At 56.6% G+C, this 17,618-nt stretch carries 21 protein-coding genes; 7 read left to right on the forward strand and 14 right to left on the reverse strand.

All coding sequences use genetic code 11. The features are described 5' to 3' along the window. Window positions 1–3: 3 nt before the first annotated feature. The 12 genes from fliR to HB375_RS17635 form a co-directional block, all read right to left on the reverse strand. Complete coding sequence (gene fliR / locus HB375_RS17580; RefSeq protein WP_167674400.1) at window positions 4–759, reverse strand: flagellar biosynthesis protein FliR; 756 nt, start codon at window positions 757–759, stop codon at window positions 4–6. Then, window positions 756–2,837: a flagellar biosynthesis protein FlhA gene (gene flhA, locus HB375_RS17585; protein ID WP_167674401.1), complete on the reverse strand. Its 2,082-nt coding sequence runs from the start codon at window positions 2,835–2,837 to the stop codon at window positions 756–758. The genes fliR and flhA overlap by 4 nt, the downstream gene beginning before the upstream one ends. A 110-nt stretch (window positions 2,838–2,947) precedes the next feature. Continuing rightward, entirely contained in the window at window positions 2,948–3,214 is a 267-nt protein-coding gene (fliQ, locus tag HB375_RS17590; protein ID WP_167674402.1) for a flagellar biosynthesis protein FliQ, read from the reverse strand. 2 nt (window positions 3,215–3,216) lie between these two features. Continuing rightward, window positions 3,217–3,624: a flagellar hook assembly protein FlgD gene (flgD, locus tag HB375_RS17595; protein ID WP_167674403.1), complete on the reverse strand. Its 408-nt coding sequence runs from the start codon at window positions 3,622–3,624 to the stop codon at window positions 3,217–3,219. Window positions 3,625–3,637: 13 nt separating this feature from the next. Then, window positions 3,638–4,048 (reverse strand): flagellar biosynthesis repressor FlbT, encoded by a 411-nt coding sequence (gene flbT, locus HB375_RS17600; RefSeq protein WP_167674404.1) that lies wholly within the window; start codon window positions 4,046–4,048, stop codon window positions 3,638–3,640. 8 nt (window positions 4,049–4,056) lie between these two features. Continuing rightward, window positions 4,057–4,404 carry a flagellar biosynthesis regulator FlaF gene (gene flaF, locus HB375_RS17605; RefSeq protein ID WP_167674405.1) on the reverse strand — a complete coding sequence of 116 codons (348 nt, stop codon included), beginning with the start codon at window positions 4,402–4,404 and terminating at the stop codon, window positions 4,057–4,059. 20 nt (window positions 4,405–4,424) lie between these two features. Further along, on the reverse strand, window positions 4,425–5,474 hold the full coding sequence (locus tag HB375_RS17610) for a flagellar hook-associated family protein (protein ID WP_167674406.1): 1,050 nt from the start codon (window positions 5,472–5,474) through the stop codon (window positions 4,425–4,427). A 4-nt stretch (window positions 5,475–5,478) separates the two neighbouring features. After that, window positions 5,479–6,948 (reverse strand): flagellar hook-associated protein FlgK, encoded by a 1,470-nt coding sequence (flgK, locus tag HB375_RS17615; protein ID WP_167674407.1) that lies wholly within the window; start codon window positions 6,946–6,948, stop codon window positions 5,479–5,481. Window positions 6,949–6,982: 34 nt separating this feature from the next. Then, entirely contained in the window at window positions 6,983–8,212 is a 1,230-nt protein-coding gene (locus tag HB375_RS17620) for a flagellar hook protein FlgE (protein ID WP_167674408.1), read from the reverse strand. Window positions 8,213–8,321: 109 nt separating this feature from the next. After that, the gene (fliI, locus tag HB375_RS17625) at window positions 8,322–9,644 is read right to left on the reverse strand and encodes a flagellar protein export ATPase FliI (RefSeq protein ID WP_167674409.1); all 1,323 of its coding nucleotides are present in this window, start codon (window positions 9,642–9,644) and stop codon (window positions 8,322–8,324) included. 31 nt (window positions 9,645–9,675) lie between these two features. Then, on the reverse strand, window positions 9,676–10,401 hold the full coding sequence (gene flgF / locus HB375_RS17630; protein ID WP_167674410.1) for a flagellar basal-body rod protein FlgF: 726 nt from the start codon (window positions 10,399–10,401) through the stop codon (window positions 9,676–9,678). Window positions 10,402–10,403: 2 nt separating this feature from the next. Continuing rightward, on the reverse strand, window positions 10,404–11,186 hold the full coding sequence (locus HB375_RS17635) for a DUF1217 domain-containing protein (RefSeq protein WP_167674411.1): 783 nt from the start codon (window positions 11,184–11,186) through the stop codon (window positions 10,404–10,406). 129 nt (window positions 11,187–11,315) lie between these two features. Here HB375_RS17635 and motA point away from each other — a divergent pair, with 129 nt between their 5' ends. From motA to HB375_RS17670, 7 genes are all read left to right on the forward strand, one after another. Then, window positions 11,316–12,209 carry a flagellar motor stator protein MotA gene (gene motA, locus HB375_RS17640; protein WP_167674412.1) on the forward strand — a complete coding sequence of 298 codons (894 nt, stop codon included), beginning with the start codon at window positions 11,316–11,318 and terminating at the stop codon, window positions 12,207–12,209. Window positions 12,210–12,211: 2 nt separating this feature from the next. Next, window positions 12,212–13,141, forward strand: a complete 930-nt coding sequence (locus HB375_RS17645; protein ID WP_167674413.1) for a flagellar motor switch protein FliM — start codon at window positions 12,212–12,214, stop codon at window positions 13,139–13,141. Further along, window positions 13,125–13,466, forward strand: a complete 342-nt coding sequence (locus HB375_RS17650) for a hypothetical protein (protein ID WP_205800258.1) — start codon at window positions 13,125–13,127, stop codon at window positions 13,464–13,466. The genes HB375_RS17645 and HB375_RS17650 overlap by 17 nt, the downstream gene beginning before the upstream one ends. A gap of 96 nt (window positions 13,467–13,562) precedes the next feature. Continuing rightward, the gene (gene fliN, locus HB375_RS17655; protein ID WP_205800259.1) at window positions 13,563–13,964 is read left to right on the forward strand and encodes a flagellar motor switch protein FliN; all 402 of its coding nucleotides are present in this window, start codon (window positions 13,563–13,565) and stop codon (window positions 13,962–13,964) included. 14 nt (window positions 13,965–13,978) lie between these two features. Beyond that, window positions 13,979–15,013, forward strand: a complete 1,035-nt coding sequence (locus HB375_RS17660; RefSeq protein ID WP_167674414.1) for a flagellar motor switch protein FliG — start codon at window positions 13,979–13,981, stop codon at window positions 15,011–15,013. 14 nt (window positions 15,014–15,027) lie between these two features. Further along, window positions 15,028–16,089, forward strand: a complete 1,062-nt coding sequence (gene flhB / locus HB375_RS17665) for a flagellar biosynthesis protein FlhB (RefSeq protein WP_167674415.1) — start codon at window positions 15,028–15,030, stop codon at window positions 16,087–16,089. After that, window positions 16,086–16,544, forward strand: a complete 459-nt coding sequence (locus HB375_RS17670) for a hypothetical protein (protein WP_167674416.1) — start codon at window positions 16,086–16,088, stop codon at window positions 16,542–16,544. The genes flhB and HB375_RS17670 overlap by 4 nt, the downstream gene beginning before the upstream one ends. 104 nt (window positions 16,545–16,648) lie before the next feature. Here HB375_RS17670 and HB375_RS17675 read toward each other — a convergent pair whose 3' ends face one another. Further along, complete coding sequence (locus tag HB375_RS17675) at window positions 16,649–17,365, reverse strand: protein phosphatase CheZ (RefSeq protein ID WP_167674417.1); 717 nt, start codon at window positions 17,363–17,365, stop codon at window positions 16,649–16,651. Between the two features lie 4 nt (window positions 17,366–17,369). Further along, on the reverse strand, window positions 17,370–17,618 hold a 249-nt coding region (locus HB375_RS17680), incomplete at its 5' end, for a response regulator (RefSeq protein ID WP_167674418.1).

The following is a 17,618-nucleotide window of genomic DNA, read 5'->3' on the forward strand; positions in this document are numbered from 1 at the left end:
TTTTCAACCCTGAGCCACCCAGGCTACAAACCCGGCCATGAAGAGTGACATGAAATCTTTCAGCAAAAAATAGATCATGAATAGCCCCCCGATCAGCACAAACGGCGTCGAGAGGAAGTAGACCGGGATGAGAGGCGTTAGCTTATTTGCAATCCCGACTGCAAGATTGACGATGACCGAGTACACAATGAACGGACTGCTGATCTGCAGCGTCAGCAGAAACGCGGCGGAAATTTGGTCTGTCAGCTGTATCAAGGAGACTTGGGCGCCAAAGCCTTGCCCTAGCGGGATTCTGGAGTATGAAACCAGGAGCCCGCGGAAAATCTCCCATTGCAAATCGGAGAGAAAGAACAGGACGGTCGCGACCATCATCACAAGCGACCCGATTGCCGGCATTGACTCCGCTTCGTCGATGGAGGTTCCTGGGATGCTGCCGAACCCAATCGCCATGGCAATCGCCGTCATCATCGTCTGCAGCGCCATAAAATAGACCCGACCGAGCAGGCCGATCAAAAGTCCGGTCACGGTCTCAGACGCGATAAGGCCGAAGATCACAAAGTCACTCTGATTCTCAAGGCTCCCGGAGACCTTGCCAACGATCAGAGGCGATAGCGCGAGCGTAACCGCCAGCGCAATAAAGAGCCTCACCTGGGGTGGCATGCGTGCGCTAGACAGTCCGGGCACGATCAGAATGCATCCGCCGACCCGGCAGAAGATCAGAAAAACAGCAATCAATGTTGCAGGCGTGATGTTCGTCACGAAACGGTCCCGAGGGACTTGATTTCGACGCCGCGCGCGATCTCCAGATGCGACAGAACCGGCAGAGTCGAGAATAGCCGCTCGATGATCATTCTGACATAGGGGCGCGCATCGGGGGCCGTAACAAGCGCGAAGGTATGCGCTTCTTTCATTTTCTGCTTGATCGCTTCGGATGCCTCTGTTCCGAATTGCTCGACGAGGCGAGGGTCGATGTCGAACTCGATGACCTCGCCCTTGGCATCGCGTTTTAGGCTTTGATGAAAGGCCAAATCCCACCGATTGCCGAGGCGCAGCACATTCAGCACCCCATCTTCAGCGAGATCCCCACAGATCTGCTGTGCAATGCGCATCCTGACGTGCTCGACGACCTGTTCCGAACGCCGGGCATGCGGCGCGATTTCGGCAATGGCCTCCAGAATGAGATGCAGATTGCGGATGGACACTCTTTCCGCGAGAAGAAGCTTCAGAACGGCTTGCAGGCCGGAGTAGGAAATCTGAGAGGGGCATATATCGTCAATGAGCCGCTTATATTCCGGATCAAGCCTGTCCAGCAGCGCGCGCATATCCTTGTAGGATAGAAGGTGCGGAAGATTGTTCCGGATGACTTCGCTCAGATGCGTCAGCAGGACCGAATTGCTATCGACCGGATTGAATCCGCCACGCTTAACTTCACTGACATAGGCATCGGAGATCCACATGGCTTTCATGCCAAAGGCCGGTTCCCGGACCTCGTCGCCGGGAACGTCCGGCGTGGGTCCGTCTCCAAGGATAACCAGAAGTTCGCCAGGCCGCGTTTCCTGCGATGCGACGACCGTACCATGGATTTTGATCTGGTAGCTCTTGGGCGCGATGTTGAGGCTGTCGGAGAGCTTGATATCCGGAACAACGAAACCGTATTGCTGCGCGAACTTCCGGCGCATCTTGCTCACACGATGGGCCAGATCGCCGTGCGAGCTTAGGAGTTGCACAGCGAGATGCTTGCCAAGGCAGAGTTCGATCTCCGCCGTTTTGAGAGACTCTTTAACCGAGTCGCGCGCCTCGGTCCGGTTCTTTTCTTCTTCGGCCGCCGCCTTGGCACTGGCCGCAGCCTTCTGCTCAGCCAATCGACGCGGTATCGTATAGGCGACGAATGCTAGCAGCAATCCGAGGGCCGTGAAGGGCACAAGCGGCAGTCCCGGCACGAGAGCGAAGACAAACATCAGAGCCGCGGCAACGGTCAGAGCGCGTGGGTAGGCGCCAAGCTGACCAAGAACCGCCTGTTCGGCCGGTCCTCGTGTCCCCCCCTTCGAGACCAGAAGACCGGCCGCGAGCGAGACGACAAGAGCCGGGATTTGAGCGACCAGACCGTCACCGACAGACAGCTTGGTGAATACATCGGCAGCCTTTGAAAGAGGCATCCCGTGCCGCGTGACACCGATAATGATACCGCCGAAGATATTGACGGCGATCGTAATCAGGCTTGCGACGGCCTCCCCGCGCACGAACTTCGAGGCGCCGTCCATAGAGCCGAAGAAGGCGCTCTCCTCCTCCAGCTCCCGCCGGCGTTGCTGGGCCTCCTTTTCGTCGATCAGGCCAGCGGAAAGATCCGCATCAATGGCCATTTGTTTGCCGGGGATCGCATCCAACGTGAAGCGCGCCCCAACCTCAGCGATGCGGGTCGCGCCCTTCGTGATGACGAGAAAGTTCACCGTGATCAGAATAATGAAAACAACGAGGCCGATTACGAAGTCGCCGCTCATGACGAACTGCGAGAAACCGTTGATGACATGGCCTGCTGCGGAGACGCCCTGATGCCCATTGGCCAGGATCAGGCGTGTCGTCGCGATACCAAGCGCCAAACGCAATAGCGTTACGATAAGAAGTACCGTCGGGAACGAGGAGAATTCCAGCGGCTTCTGAATCCAAAGCGCGACCATCAAGATCAGGACCGACAACGCAATGGAGAGCGCGAGCCCCATGTCGATCAGGAATGCCGGGATAGGGAGGAACAGGATCGCGAGAATGCAGACGATGCCGCCCGCGAAAGCAATATCTCGGCTTTTGTTGCGCTCTAGGCTTGCAACCTGGCTAGTCGCCATATGGGCTCAATTCCCTCTTCACGCTCAACCCGAGCTGAATCGGCCATCAAGCTTGCGCGAGCGTCCCCTGCCCGTGAGATCGGCTGCGGCGCAAGGCTACCCGTGTTGGCCTAGAACCCTGTGGTGATCCTGCTATAGACCTGCTCCGTGAAGGTGAAAATCTGTGACCCTACGAACGATCCGGTCAAAAGGGTCACAAGCAGAATCGCAATGATCTTGGGGATGAATGTCAGCGTGACTTCCTGAATCTGTGTCAGCGCCTGGAGGAGAGCGATGCAGATTCCCACCACCATCGCCGCTCCGACCGCCGGACCGGCCGCTATGATGATCGTCCAGATCGCTGTCCGGACGAGTTCTAACGCATCGACCTCATTCATTGTCAGCTGATCGTAACACCGGGGCCGAGGAGGATTTCATTTCCATTCCCCAGATTGGCCAGTGCCCCGTCATTGGTAATTCGCACGGAGACCACTTTGCCGGTCGTTGCCCCATCCGCCGAGGTGACGGTGCGCCCAATTACGGCGTCGGCCTGGGTCAACGCAGAGGAGGAGAGTAACGCGTCAAGTTTTGAGTTACCGATCATGGTCTGCTCAACTTGGGAAAAGGTCGCTAGTTGAGCCATATAATCGGTCGATTTCATGGGATCCGTCGGATCCTGGTTCTTCATTTGCTCAAGGAGCAACTTGAGAAAGGTATTGTAATTGAGGGTTGGGGTTGATGCCGGGGTGGCGGACTTTTTGTTGGACTGCTGGGTTGCATTCGTGGCCGCAATTGAACTGACGTCCATTTCTGATTCCTCGCTATGCTGCCTGAATTGGCTTAGCTTCGGGCTCGCCCGGGAGAATGGCGCTCTCCATCACAAACAACCCCCGAATGATCTTGAGGGCATCAAAGGCACGACCAGCGTCGATCATTTCTGCTGCGTGCTTCAGCCCGTTTATGATCTCACGATGTGTAAAGAGCTTTTGGGTTTCCCGATGAAGGTCCTCATAAACCGATTTCGCTTTTTCGGAATTACTCGGATCAATCAGAAGGGCCTGAGCGACGAAGTACAGCTGTCGCAAGGGCGTCGTCGCGTCCTCGACTTGAAGCACATGATTTTCGAGTAGAAATGTGGCGTCGTTCAAGAGCTCGATCGACACCTTCCGGTCGACCCTGAGAACGGCGCCATTAATGAAGATTCGTTCGCCCGCCTTGAGCGACAGATGCATGGATTTGCTCATCGCAAGCCATCACGGATCATCGTATTGATATCGATAAGTCCCCCGAAGCTGGACGACTGACCTTGGCGAATTCGGTCGACCTCTTTCATGATCCAAAGACCGACTGACACCAGTTGCGCGCGCAGCGTCTCCGGCAATCCGTTCTCTTGGCTCACCAGGTCGTCAATCAGGAGGCCCCAGAGTCTTTGAACGAAGAAGAGGGCATCTGCGCCCTCTTTCGAGTTCGCTCCGGTGGCGCTCGCGGTATTGAGCAGGTCTATTGCCCGGTCGAAGGCAAGTTTCTCCCGTTCGCGGCATCCATCGGATGCATCCTCCAGAATTTCGGCATAGGAAAATCGGTACATGATGCCACCATCAAGCGGGGTTACAGATAGTTGATAAGGCTGATCTGACGTAATTGGGACGTGAGCGAATAGGACATCTGGATTTGAGTCGTCAGAGCATCGACTCTTGTTTTCGCCTCACCAGGATCGACCTCTTCCAACCTGCCGACGCCCTGGTCCAGAATGTTCTTCTGAAGCCCCATGCGCTCATTGGCCTCGGTCACTCTCTTCTCTGCCGTGCCGAGTTGCGCTTGAATGTCGACAACTCCGTTGTTTGCGTACCCTAGTGTCGATATCATCTTGTCGACGATGACCTGTTGCGCTTCGGTCCTCAGTCCGGAAAGGCCAAGATCCGCTGCCATGGTGTAGGCCATAGCGAGGTTACGCATCGCATCCTGATTGGCGTTCGTCGAAGTTTCGATTTTCTCGGTCGCGGAAATCCGGCTCTCGATATTTTGGTTTGATGCACTCGACCAAGTACCCTGCCAGTTCACCGGATCGAAGAGCGTCGCGAACGCTCCGTTCAGGAAGGTATCCATCTGAGCTGCGGTGATGTTGAACGCCGCCGGATCCGTTTGCGAGACTCCGAAAGCCGCCATGAAGGCGGCGTCGACCGCGGCCTTTGTCGCTGAGGGAGGAACATCCGTATACTCAGTCACAGGCTTTTGCTTCGTGTTCGTTCCCGCAAAGATATATTGCCCGCCGGTCGACTTGTTCAGCTCGGATACCAGAGCCGTAAGTTGGATCTTTGCGCCATCCTGCACCGTTTTGGCGCCGCGTTCCAACGGTGGAACCGACAGAAGAGAGTTTAGAAAGGACTCGGCGGATGTGCGGATATTATCGAGGGCTGACTTCGTTCCGCCAAGCCGGAGGGAGACGGTCCCATTGCTGTCGATCAAGGCATCTAGTTCTGCGCGCTCCTGACGAAGCGTAATCGCCTGACCTGTGCGCGAACCCAGAGCAAGCCCGACATCAGCGTGTCGCCCAGTAACAATCTCTTGATTGGCCTTTGCAAGATCGGCTTGCAGTTTGTTCACCGCGCTACGTGGTGAATTCCAGAGATTCAATGTGGATATGAAACTCGTCTTCATGGACTTATCTCACCGCGCTCAACAGCGTTCTGAGCATCTCATCGATCACCGAAATGAGCTTTGCTGACGCAGCATATGACTTCTCGAGCTGCAACATCATCGCAGTCTCATCGTCGGTGTTGACGCCCGTTGCATTTGACAGCGCCTCTGAGGCACGCCCAAGGAGCGTTGTTTGATAACTGGCGGCGGTCGCAGCATCCTTGCGCGTAGCCTCAAGCCAGCCCGCAGACGAGGCCGCAAATCCCTGAAGGCTTGCCGTCGCGCCCAGGCCGAGAGTGGGATCGAATGCCCGGTCGGATGCGATCTTGTCACCGAGCTCGTACAAGCGATCGGAGAAGGCCGCATTGGTGCCTGGCGCGCTCGGATTATAGACGTAGCTCGCACCGTTGACCCCTCCGTCCCGGAGCAAATCAAGGTTTCCCCCTTGGTCTGGATCAACGAGTGCATTGATACTGATCGTTCCCGCGAGCCCCTTCAGTGCCGCGCCGGACGGCAGAGCCGGCCCTCCGGGATAAGTGAAGAGGCCTGGGCTATCCGGAAGAACTGGGACTGCCGATTGATCGCTCTCGGCAAAAGCCTCGACCAGCCCTCTCGCGACCTCGTCCAGCTGCGCTTGATACGCGGGAGCGATGTCGTCGCGCACGGTCGCCAGACCAACGATCCGCCCGGAGTGCAGCGGCATGGGAGCGCCGGCCCCTGTTACCTGGACCCCATCGATGTAGACGGCGGATCCGACGGTCCCAGCGCTGTATGTATGGGTCGGATTGAACGTAACTGAGCGGGCCGTCTTTTCAAACAGCGCGACGCCACTTTCGGTATAGATGGCGACGTCGTTGTTATCCCGCGTGGCAATGGTGATTCCCATCTCCTCGGAGAGCTGTGCGAGGATGTGGTCGCGCGTATCGAGGCTATCAGTGACATCCGCCCCGGAGGCTGTCCCTTTCACAACGGCCCTGTTCACCGTTTCGAACTGACGCAGGAGGTCATTGACGCGGTTGACTGATTCAACCATCTCGGCATCCGCGTCCTCGCGGACCTTCTGTATGGTCTTCGTCGCGTCATTGAGCGCCGCAGCCAAATCACTCGCTCGCGTCAAAACTGCCTTTGCGAGGATCGGATTATCAGCCTCCTTCGCGTATTGCTGTAACGCCGAGTTAAGGGCCCCGATCCGGGCAGCTGGCGACTGATTGAGCGCCGTGTCGCTAACAGTCTGCTTGAGCCTGTCTAGCCCATCCGAAATCGCCTGCTTCCCCGCAAGATCCGATGTCGCCCCCAGCATCTTAAAGAAGAGCGCGGGGTCGCTGGCACGGGTGATCGACACTCTCGCCGATCCACCGCCGGTGACGAGAGTCGCGATCTTTCGGGAATAGGAAGGATCTGTCGCGCCAGCAGTATTGCGCGACACAACTGCCAGCTGCGAAGATGACGCTTGGAGCGATGAACGCGCAGTATTCAGCGCAAGTGATAAGGCCATGATATCAGGCTCCAGCAATGGCCACAGGAAGAACTCAACGCTTGAGGCTCATGAGAACGTCAAGAAGTTCGGACCCAGTTTGAAACACTTTGGAGTTCGCCGTGTATCCTGTCTGAGCCTCAATCATCGCGGTCAGTTCGGTGCCAATATCGACGTTCGACTGCTCCAATGCGCCAACCGCAATTTTGCCCAAACCACCCTGCTCCGCAAATCCGACCTGAATGCCGCCGGAGTCGATGCTCGCCTCATAAACGTTTCCGGCACGGGGCGTCAGATTGTCAGGGCTGGGTACGTTCGCGAGCGGAATCTTGTAGGCCGCGATGCGCGTACCATCTTCATAAACCGCATAGACGGTGCCGTCGGATCCGAACTCCGCTCCCTTGACTGCGGTTGGGGCATTGCCGTTCGCCGCACCCTTGACGTCGTATTCTCCTGCGAGCTGCGTCATGCCCGCCATATCGAGAGTAAATGGCTGACCGTTGGGGATGGTAAACGCCATGGAACTGGCGCCAGTCAATTGACCCATCACATCGAAAGTCAGCGTCGCCGGCCCTGCAAGAGGCGTCGCTGGGAAGCTCGCCGGATTGGCTGCGTCGAACACAGCCACCTCCCAAGTGTTCGCTGACGACTTCGTTAAATAGATATCGAGCGTCACCTTATTGCCGACATTGTCATAGGTGACGAGGGACGACTTCTTCGAGAAAGTGGCGCCCGCCGGCGGGCGGCTCGCTGCTGGCACTGCGGCCTCTGAGAACGGGAGATTTCCGGTGACCATACCGTCAGTGGAGGGGCGCGCCTGCATCGCCATCGACGAGACATTGACAGGCACCAAGCCGCTAAGGCTATTCAGCGCAACATTGGGCGCGCCGCCGGCGAGGCTGTAGCCAAGAAGCTGGAAGCCCGCGGCATTGACCAGGTTGCCTGACGGACCATCGATGACGAAGTTTCCGGCGCGCGTCAGATAGGGTGTCCCAGACTTATCCGATACGACGAAGAAGCCGTTGCCGGAGATCGCAAGGTCACTTCCCGAAGTCGTATATGAAATGGGTCCTTGGTCACCAATCGAGTAGCGAACCGTCGTGTTGACGGCGCCCGAATTGTACGCGCCCTTACCGGATGAAAGAATGAGAGACGAGAATTCAGTTGAAGCCCGCTTGTAGCCACTCGTGCTCGCATTCTGGATATTGTCGGCGACGGTTCCCAACTTGTTGGACTGGGCGTTCATGCCGGAAACGCCGCTGCGGAGGACGCCATAGAGACTCATCGTGGGCTCCAAAAATATATGTCGCAGGATAAGTAGACGACGATTGGCTTGCGCGGGGCTGGCTTACCCGGCGATGCGAAGAGGCAGGACATCAAACCAGGCTGGCCCATCATTTCCGCAATATCTCTGCAAGCTCTTGGAAGGCGTCGGTGCTCGCGGGCATTGCTGGGTCTTGCCGTAACGCATCATAGATCTTCGGCACGAGAGCCACGGCCTGATCGAGTTCGGGATCGTTTCCGGGGTTATAACCCCCCATAAGACGAAGATCGCGCGTGTCTTCAAAACGCGCGATCATGCTTCGAAGCCTTCTTACAAGTTCCTTCTGCTCCGAGGTCCAGACATTGTCTGCAAGACGGGAGATCGAGCCAAGGACGTTGATCGCCGGATAGCGCCCCTGATCCGCAATGGCACGGTCAAGAACGATGTGGCCATCCAGGGTTCCTCGAATGCTGTCCGCGACCGGGTCATTGTGGTCGTCACCGTCAATCAGAACTGAGAAGATCCCGGTAATGGAGCCTTTGCCCTCTTCACCCGGGCCGGCCCGCTCAAGGAGCCGCGGTAGATCGCTGAAGACGCTTGGCGTGTAGCCACGAGCAACGGCTGGCTCTCCCGCCGCCAGGGCAACATCGCGCGCTGCATGAGCAAATCTCGTGACAGAGTCGACGATGAGGAGAACAGATTCGCCGCGATCACGGAAGTATTCTGCGATGCAGAGCGCGGTTTTGGGGGCCTGCCTTCGCATCATGGGACTTTCGTCGCCCGTTGAGACGATCATCACCGCGCGGTCACGGGTCTGTTCAATCGGCCCTTCGAGAAATTCCCTCACTTCGCGCCCTCGCTCCCCTACCAGGGCGACGACAATGGTATCGAACCCTTGGCACCGGGCGAGCATTGAGAGCAACGTGGACTTTCCAACGCCGGATCCTGCGAAGATGCCGATGCGCTGGCCATGGCAAAGAGGCGTAAACAAGTCGATCGCTCTGACCCCCGTCTTGAGGGAACTTTGCACGCGTGCGCGGCTCATCGCGGGGGGCGGCTCGGCGTCGCTCGGCATGGGGTCTGACCCGATCGAAAGCGGACCTAAGTCATCGATCGGATCGCCCATTGCATTGACGACCCGACCCTTCCATAGCGGATGCGGCATGAGGCTGGCGTGCCCCAATCGGCGTGCACGATAGCCTACGCTGGCGTCGATACGGCCCTCGAATGGCTTGACGACGACTGCGTCGGCGTCGATCCGCACAACTTCGCCGATCTGAATGCGGCCGTTTGCGTCAAGACCGATCCGATCTCCCAATCGCACGAACTGCGAAATCCCGCTAACGCTGTAATGGCTTGGGGCAACCTCACGGACGATGCCGCTCACGTTGAGCAAGTGAGATGACGACAGACCTGCCGTGATTGCCGCTTCCAACCGATCCAGAGCGTCCATAGCCGGCCCTTCATGTCATCCTAACGGTCGATCAGGCACTAGGCCCCAAAGCGCGAATTGCGCTTAACATGGATGATTCCGTCTCCGAAATCGTCGAAGCGGCACTGTCGAAGGCGCGCGAGATCGAGATCATTCTCGTCATCTCGAGGACAGGGTTGACGTTGGCTCCCTCGGTGAACCCCTGCTGCACACCGATTGACGTGAAGTCCTGCACCGCGGTTGCCGGCATGCTCGGAATGACGCTCGCGTTCCCGGCGCGCGTCAAATGGCTCCGACTATCAATCTTGAAGAGTCCCAGAGAGCCGACTTGGCTGTTGTCCTGGGACATCATCCCGTCTTTTCCGATACTCAGAGGCCCACCTGTGGGATTGACAACGATTGGTGTTCCACCAATGTCGAGGACGGCATACCCCTCCATCGTCTGAAGGGCCCCACTCGCATCCATCTTCATCCGACCATCCTTGGTGTAAGCGGCCCCTGATGGAGTGTTGATGGACAGCCATGCATCACCCTGAATAGCAACATCGAGCGGATTATCCGTTCTGCTGATGGATCCGGGCCGGCGCGAAATAAAGGTGTCGCCCTGCGAAACAAACGCAACCGTCCCGGCTCCAGCCTCCGATAGAACGGACTCGAATTTCACTTCCTCCGCACGGTAGCCGGCCGTGCTGAGATTTGCGACGTTATTGGCGACCGTATTCAGCCGTCGCTCAAGGGCGACCTGCGCAGAGAGCGCAACATAGAGTCCCGATTGCATTCTTAAGAACCACCCAGCTTAATTCGCTGCAAACTCATAAGGAGATCGACGTTCATACCCCCGCCCGTTTGTGCGGCGTCGAAAAGAGTAAGGACGGGCGTTGAGGCTGTGCTATTCTGGGCATCCCAAAGGCTCGCGAAGCGCTGCAGGAACCGCTGGACTCCCTCAGGCTTCTGAAAACTCGTGAGATCGAGCTTCCGCTTGATCATCGCGGCCTGCGCGTCAACGTTTCCGCCCATCGCTTCCTGCGAGAATCCGAGCGCCGTTCGGGCGACCTGCAACAGGGCGGGGTCCGCGAGGATGTCGTAAGGACTCTTGATGCTCGCCGCGTTTCGCTGGAAATAGAGAGCGAGGCGAACGCCGGAATCTTCATCGCCGATAGAACTCTCGAGCGATTGGCGAACGTACTTGTCGATTGTACCCTGCTGGGCCTGGTCAAAAGACGTCGTCGCCTCTTTGTACCGGACGAAATTAAATGTGCCGACAAACTCTTTGTAACGTTTGTCAGAAAGGCGATTCGCAAAGCTATCCTTGCTATCGATGCCCTCTGTCAGAGCCTTACGCATGAACGCCTTTGCGTAAGTCATGTCTTCGAGGCCATAGGCCTTCATCGCATATTTGTAGAGCCTGTTATCAGCCAAGAAGGCGTCGATTGACTTCACCTTGCCGATGTTCTTCAGGTAATAGTCCGTTTCTCGCGAAACGATAGGCTCCGACGCCGTGCGGTTCAGAGACTTCTGCAAGTCCCTGGAAATCAACTGATAGTTTGTGAACGTTGATGTCATGAGGATCACCTCTATCAATTCCTGGTAAACCTCTAAGCTTGCTCGAACCTGACCCGGACGATTTCCAGCCTCGCGCAAGCCTCTCCCGATAGGTTCCCATTATCTGGATCTGGATGTGAGGCAGGGTCATTGGGCGTTATCATCGGCTTTGTTATTGCGGTGGTCTCGTTGTTTGGCGGGTTCGTCGCGATGGGCGGCCACCTTGCCGTCATCTGGCAACCTTGGGAGTTCGTAATCATCGGCGGTATCGCGATCGGTACTTACATCATCGCAAACCCCATGCCGACCGTCATAGATACCGGCCGGGCGGCAGGAGAAGCTATCCGCGGCTCTGTGCCGAAGCGCCCGGAATACCTCGCGCTTTTGGGACTTCTTTATGCACTTATGCGAGAACTTCGCAGCAAGCCGCGCAACGAAGTCGAAGGTCACATCGATGACCCGCAAAATTCCGAGATATTTAAGAACTTCCCGGAAATTTTGAAGGCGCCCGAACTCACACTTTTCATCTGCGACTACGTTCGTCTCATCATCATTGGAAACGCGCGCCCGCACGAGATTGAGGCGCTGATGGATGAAGAAATCGGAACGTTACGTCGCGACAAGCTGAAGCCCTACTCCACACTCACGACGGTAGCAGAGGCGTTGCCAGCGTTGGGCATTGTCGCCGCTGTTCTTGGCATCGTCAAAGCAATGGGCGCCATCGATCAGTCCCCGCAAATCCTCGGCGGGTTGATCGGCGCGGCGCTCGTTGGAACCTTCGCCGGCATCTTCTTCTCGTATGCGGTCCTGTCCCCTATGGCGCTGAAGGTAAAGGCAACGAGAGAGAAGCAGTGTCGTGTCTATACGATTGTCAAGCAAACATTGCTGGCATTCATGAACGGGGCATTGCCACAGATCGCCGTCGAGCACGGTCGAAAGGCCATTTCAATCGCCGACCGCCCAACCATCGACGAAGTCGAGGCGGCAACGATCTCCGGCGGGGGCTCGAGAGGCGGTGATGTTGCGCAGAAAGAGGCCGCTTGACCATGAGTGCCGCTCAGAATGCGAACGACATTCGTGATCGTCTTCTCGATGCAGCGGGCCTGTCACTTGACAGGCTTCCGATGCTCCATGTGATTTTCGATCGCATGGCAACATACTGCGCGGACCATCTCCGTCACCTCGCCGCATCACCAATGTACTACTCATTGAGCAGTATTGAGAGCGGTCGCATCGGAGACATTCTCGAGATTTATGAAGCCAACGCTATCGCCGGCGTCTTCAATGCGCCCGAGTGGGACAGCCACGTCCTTATCGGCTTCGATCGTGATTTTGTCTTCACGATGGTTGAGGTCCTTCTCGGTGCCGACGGCTCGGAGCCGCCCGTTGACGAGGAACGCGGCTTCTCAAACATCGAGCTCCGCATCGCGCAGTCGATCTTTGAGCAAATGGGTAAGGCTCTTCAAGCATCATTCGCGCTTGTCTCCGATACCAAATTCAAGTTCGAGCGCAGCGAAACACGAATGGATTTCGCCGTCATCGGCCGCCGGAATAATCAGTCGGTGGTTGCGAAATTTCTTCTCCAGGCCCTCAACCGGGGTGGGGAAATGTTCGTTATCATCCCGCAATCGGTCCTGAACCCGATGCGCCAGACATTGGCCCGCGTTCTCACCGGCGATTCCTCCGCTCGAGATCCGCGATGGACGAAGCAAATCACCAGCGAGGTGAAGCGGACGGAGGTGACGCTCAGAGCGGTTCTCGAGGAACGGCACCTGACGCTCGGAGAGATCGCCGATCTCAAGATCGGGCAAATCATCGACCTCCAGGCTACGCCTCGCAGCAGAATCAAGCTCGAGAGCAACGATGAAGCCCTGTTCTGGTGCCACGTCGGCCAGGCCGACGGCTCATATGTGTTGCGGGTTGATGATTTCGTCGATCAGGAGCAGGAGTTTATCGATGATGTCCTCTCTCGTTAACATCGTTCTCTTTATTGCGCTGGTCACGACAAGCATCTGCGTCCTTGGCATGTACCAGAAGCTGAAGCGCCTCAATGCGTATCACGCCGAGTATAGGAGGACCGCCGATCAGACCGCGGAAGCTCTTCGGCTTGCCGGCATTTCTCTGAACTCATTCGCGACAGACGGGCGTGATGTCCTCGGTGCACTCGATACGAGAATCTCCGAGGCCAGGGATCTTCTCATCGCGCTCCAGGATGCGGCGCGGACACCGGGATGGGAACCGCTTCCACCAGCGGCGACTTCGGCTGCGCCAAGAACAACAGACGGCCAGATCCCATCATAACTTGGCGCGCCAGCCATCCTGCGACCAGTAGCGCGATAAGGCTCTCGTGTCTAAACCTCGAGCGATTACACCGAACCTGATAGAAGGTACTTTTTGATGACCCAGAAGCCGCAGAATGGCCATGAGGAGCAAGCTCAAGAGCAGGCCACCTGGCACAACGAGGCGCTCTTCTCGAAGACCAATCCCAGTGGCGAGAGCGGAAACAACACTCGCGACGACCGGATCGGCAGCGGACGCAACCTCGATTCCATTTTGCGCATCCCTGTTCTGATTCAGGTTGTTCTTGGATCTGCCACGATGCCTGTCGCCAACTTGATGAAGCTTGGCCGAGGAGCAATTGTCCCTCTCGACCACCGCGTGGGTGAGCCGGTTGACGTCGTGGTTAACGGGCGCGTCATTGCCCGAGGCGAGGTCGTTGTCGTCGAGGACGACAATTCCCGATTTGGCGTCTCGCTCACGGAGATCGTCGGGCCGCCGAACTCGGAATTCAATAGCTAACGCGGAACGAGCTCATGGCGTCGAGTACTGCAGTCAAGGCAGCCTCTAAGACTAAGCCGATTCAGGGCGTCGATCGTGTCGCTACGCTTCTCTTGGCCATGGGGAAGCCGGCTGCAAGCCGCCTCCTCAAGCATTTCAATCCGGAAGAGATAAAGCTCATCACGCGATCGGCCGCCGAACTCGGCCCCGTCTCGCCGTCGCAGTTGGAAAGCCTGATTGAGGAGTTCGCTGCAGAGTTCTCGAACGGCGCCAGCCTGCTGGGCACGGCTGGAGAAGTGGAGAAGCTTCTGAGCGGTGTTCTGCCCCCCGACCAGATCGCTGAGTTGATGACGGATGTTCTTGGCAACTCAAATCGCTCGATTTGGGATCGCATCTCAGTCGTCTCGGAAAGCGCCTTGGCGGCCTACCTTATGAAGGAACACCCGCAGACCGCTGCACTCATTCTCTCGAAGGTCAAGCCTGCGTGCGCAGCCAAAGTCATGGGACATCTTCCGCAGCCACTGCGCAACGGCTTGATGCGGCGTATGCTGGCGTTCAAGCCAATCGTCGACGAGACGATGCGCAATATCGAGAAGACGATTCATGAAGACTTCATGATCAATCTTTCGCGAAACATGGGCGCGGATACTCACGCCAAGATGGCGGATATCATCAACAAGATGGAGCGCGACCATATGGAGGATGTCCTCCAAAGCTTGACCGAAGTTCGTCCGAAGTCGGCGGAGATTCTGAAGGGCCTCCTCTTCACGTTCGATGACATCGTCAACCTGACGCCACGCGCCCGGACAGCGCTGTTTGACCAGATTCCCAATGACCGCGTTGTCTTGGCACTTAAGGGCACAGATGACATGTTCAGAGATGTTATCTTGAGCTCGCTCGCTTCTCGCGTCCGGCGAATGGTCGAGCATGAACTCAATGGCAGGGAACCGGCCTCGCAACGCGACGTGCTCGACGCGAGGAGAGCCATCACAGATCTTGCGCTTGAGATGGCAGGGCGTGGGGAGATTGAACTGAGTTCTGAGAATGAAGGCGACACCTACATTCGGTAGCGATCTGGTGCGCGATGTCTGACGAGGACAAGGAAAGTAAGACAGAGGCCGCTACAGATAATAAGATCCGCGATGCGATCGAGAAAGGAAATATTCCCTTTTCGAAGGAAGCGCCAATCTTCGCCTCGATTGTCGGAATGCTGATCGTACTGGCATTTCAGATAAGGAATAGCGCCAAATCACTGGCTGAGAAGCTCGCGCTCTTCATTGATCATCCTAAGGGCTTCTCGCTCAATAACGGAACTGATGCGATTGTCCTGCTTCAGGCATTAGCATTGGAAATCGGCTCCTTTATCTTGCCGATCGTTGTTGTTCTTTGCGTGTGCGGTCTAGTTGCATCAATCCTCCAAAATATTCCAAGCGTCGTCTCTGAAAGAATCGCCCCCCGATGGTCTCGCATTTCGCCGCTTAGCGGCTGGGGAAGAATCTTTGGACTCCAAGGTCAAGTCGAGTTTCTTAAATCCGTCTTTAAGTTTTTGACGATTACACTTGTCTCGCTTTTGCTCCTGAAATCTGAGCACTACAAGGTCGTGAACGCCATGTTCAGTGATCCGAGTCTGATCCCGGAACTATTGCTGACGATGGCGATACGGCTGATCTCGGCAGTCAGCATCGCGACGATCGTCCTTGTTGCCGCTGATCTTGTCTGGGCGCGCCTGCGGTGGCAGCGGGACCTTCGCATGTCACGGCAAGAGGTGAAGGACGAGTTCAAACAGATGGAGGGCGACCCTCTCGTCAAGGCCCGCCTGCGCTCGCTCGCCCAGGATCGCTCGCGCAAGCGAATGCTCGCAGCTGTTCCGCGCGCAACTGTCGTCATCGCGAACCCCACGCACTACGCGATCGCGTTGCTCTACGACCGACAGGAGACGAGCGCGCCGCTCGTTCTGGCGAAAGGAAAAGATCTGATTGCCCTCAAAATTCGTGAAACGGCAGAAAAACACGGCGTCCCAGTCGTCGAGGACAAGGCTCTGGCAAGATCGTTGTACGATAGTGTTGAAGTGGATCGGATGATTCCACCCGACTTTTACCGGGCAGTAGCTCAGGTTCTGTTTTTTATTTTCACGAGATCGAAGTGACCATGCCCGTGCAAGAGGATATTCTTAATGAGGATCAATTGCACAATGCCATTTGGCCTTATGAAGAGATCCTTGCCCGATACATCAAGGATGTTGTGGCGGATTTGTGCTTAATCGATGCTAATATTCTCGTGTCGTATATCCATCGAGAGCTTCATTCGAATCTCGAGGAAATGATCTCAGCGTGTAGCGAGCTGTCCTTCAAGAAGGGAACGCTGTGCTACGCTCACGGCGCTGACATGAGCTTCGAATGGGGTGGAACCCCAACGGTCGTACTAGATATGGAATTCGTCCACGACCCGGCGACTGTTTTCTTTAAAATCGTGCTCCATGGCCTCTATGTCGGTATCGCAATCCAGCGCGTCCTGCTAAGCGGAGAACCCGGCAACGAAGCCATCGATTTGGGGGTGTTCTCCGCCGCCCTCGCCGACGCTCGCCTATCGCCAATCCAATAGTGACGCGAGCGGGACTGCTCGATACTTGCAATAGAGATGCTGCTCACCGGATTTGCGAAGGAATACCGACCTATTTAGCTAATGGTGCCTGGTCCCGGTTGAATTTACCCGAACAAGGCGTCGATAGCGTCTTGAGAGGTGCAATCAACGTCGCCCTCAAGCGGCGGCCCATTGAGCAAGGCTTTGTCACCGTCGCGCGCCGGGTCCTTCACGGTTTCAACTTCTTTGAAACTTTCGAGGCCGCCCCAAATATCAATCATCTGTCGCACACGTTCGTCAATGAAACGCATGGCGCTCACGACCTTGCTAATGCGCTGACCGGTAATGTCTTGAAAGTTACAAGCCTCGAAGACGCTAATCACCTGTTCGGCAATCTCGCGAGCCATTTCCTTGTCATCCCCGGAAAGCCGAGCAGCCAGATTGGCAGCGACTTCATCGATCCTCTCGACGGCGGCAAGAATTGTATTCGTTGCGCTTTCAGTTCCTAAAACAATTGCTCCTAGCTCATCCGTGACCTTGGCTATTTCGCGTCCCTGAGCGCCTGCGTAATGAAGCGTGGCAATCTCTTGCTTTGTCCGTTGAATCGCGCTTGAGATGGCGTCAAGCTCGACTTTAAGGCGCATCGCCTCGTGCAGATCGCGCCGGTGTTCTTCTAGGAGCGACTGCGAAACCTCCTGAGTAGGCGTAATGAGCTCACGAAGGGATGCGAGCGCCCCCATGATCTCGGAGTGCCGCTCGGCGGCATCCTGATGAATCAGACCATCAGCAACGGCAGATTCGATCCGATAGTTTTTGCGGTTCTTCAAGCCGTTGATGCTCATTGGCTCACTGTCCGAGGACGGCTGCGATTTTTGCCTGCAGCGTCGGTGCATTAAAAGGTTTGACAATGTAGTTGCTGACCCCGGCCTTTTTCGCGGCGATTACATTCTCCGTTTTGGCTTCAGCCGTTACCATGATGAACGGCAGGTCCTTCAAGACATCGTCCGCGCGAACCTGCTGAAGGAGCTCGTAGCCAGTCATGGGTTCCATGTTCCAGTCGGAGATCACCAGCCCGTAACGCTTCTCGCGAAGCTT

It is taken from the genome of Microvirga terricola (assembly GCF_011777495.1).
Lineage (GTDB): Bacteria > Pseudomonadota > Alphaproteobacteria > Rhizobiales > Beijerinckiaceae > Microvirga > Microvirga terricola.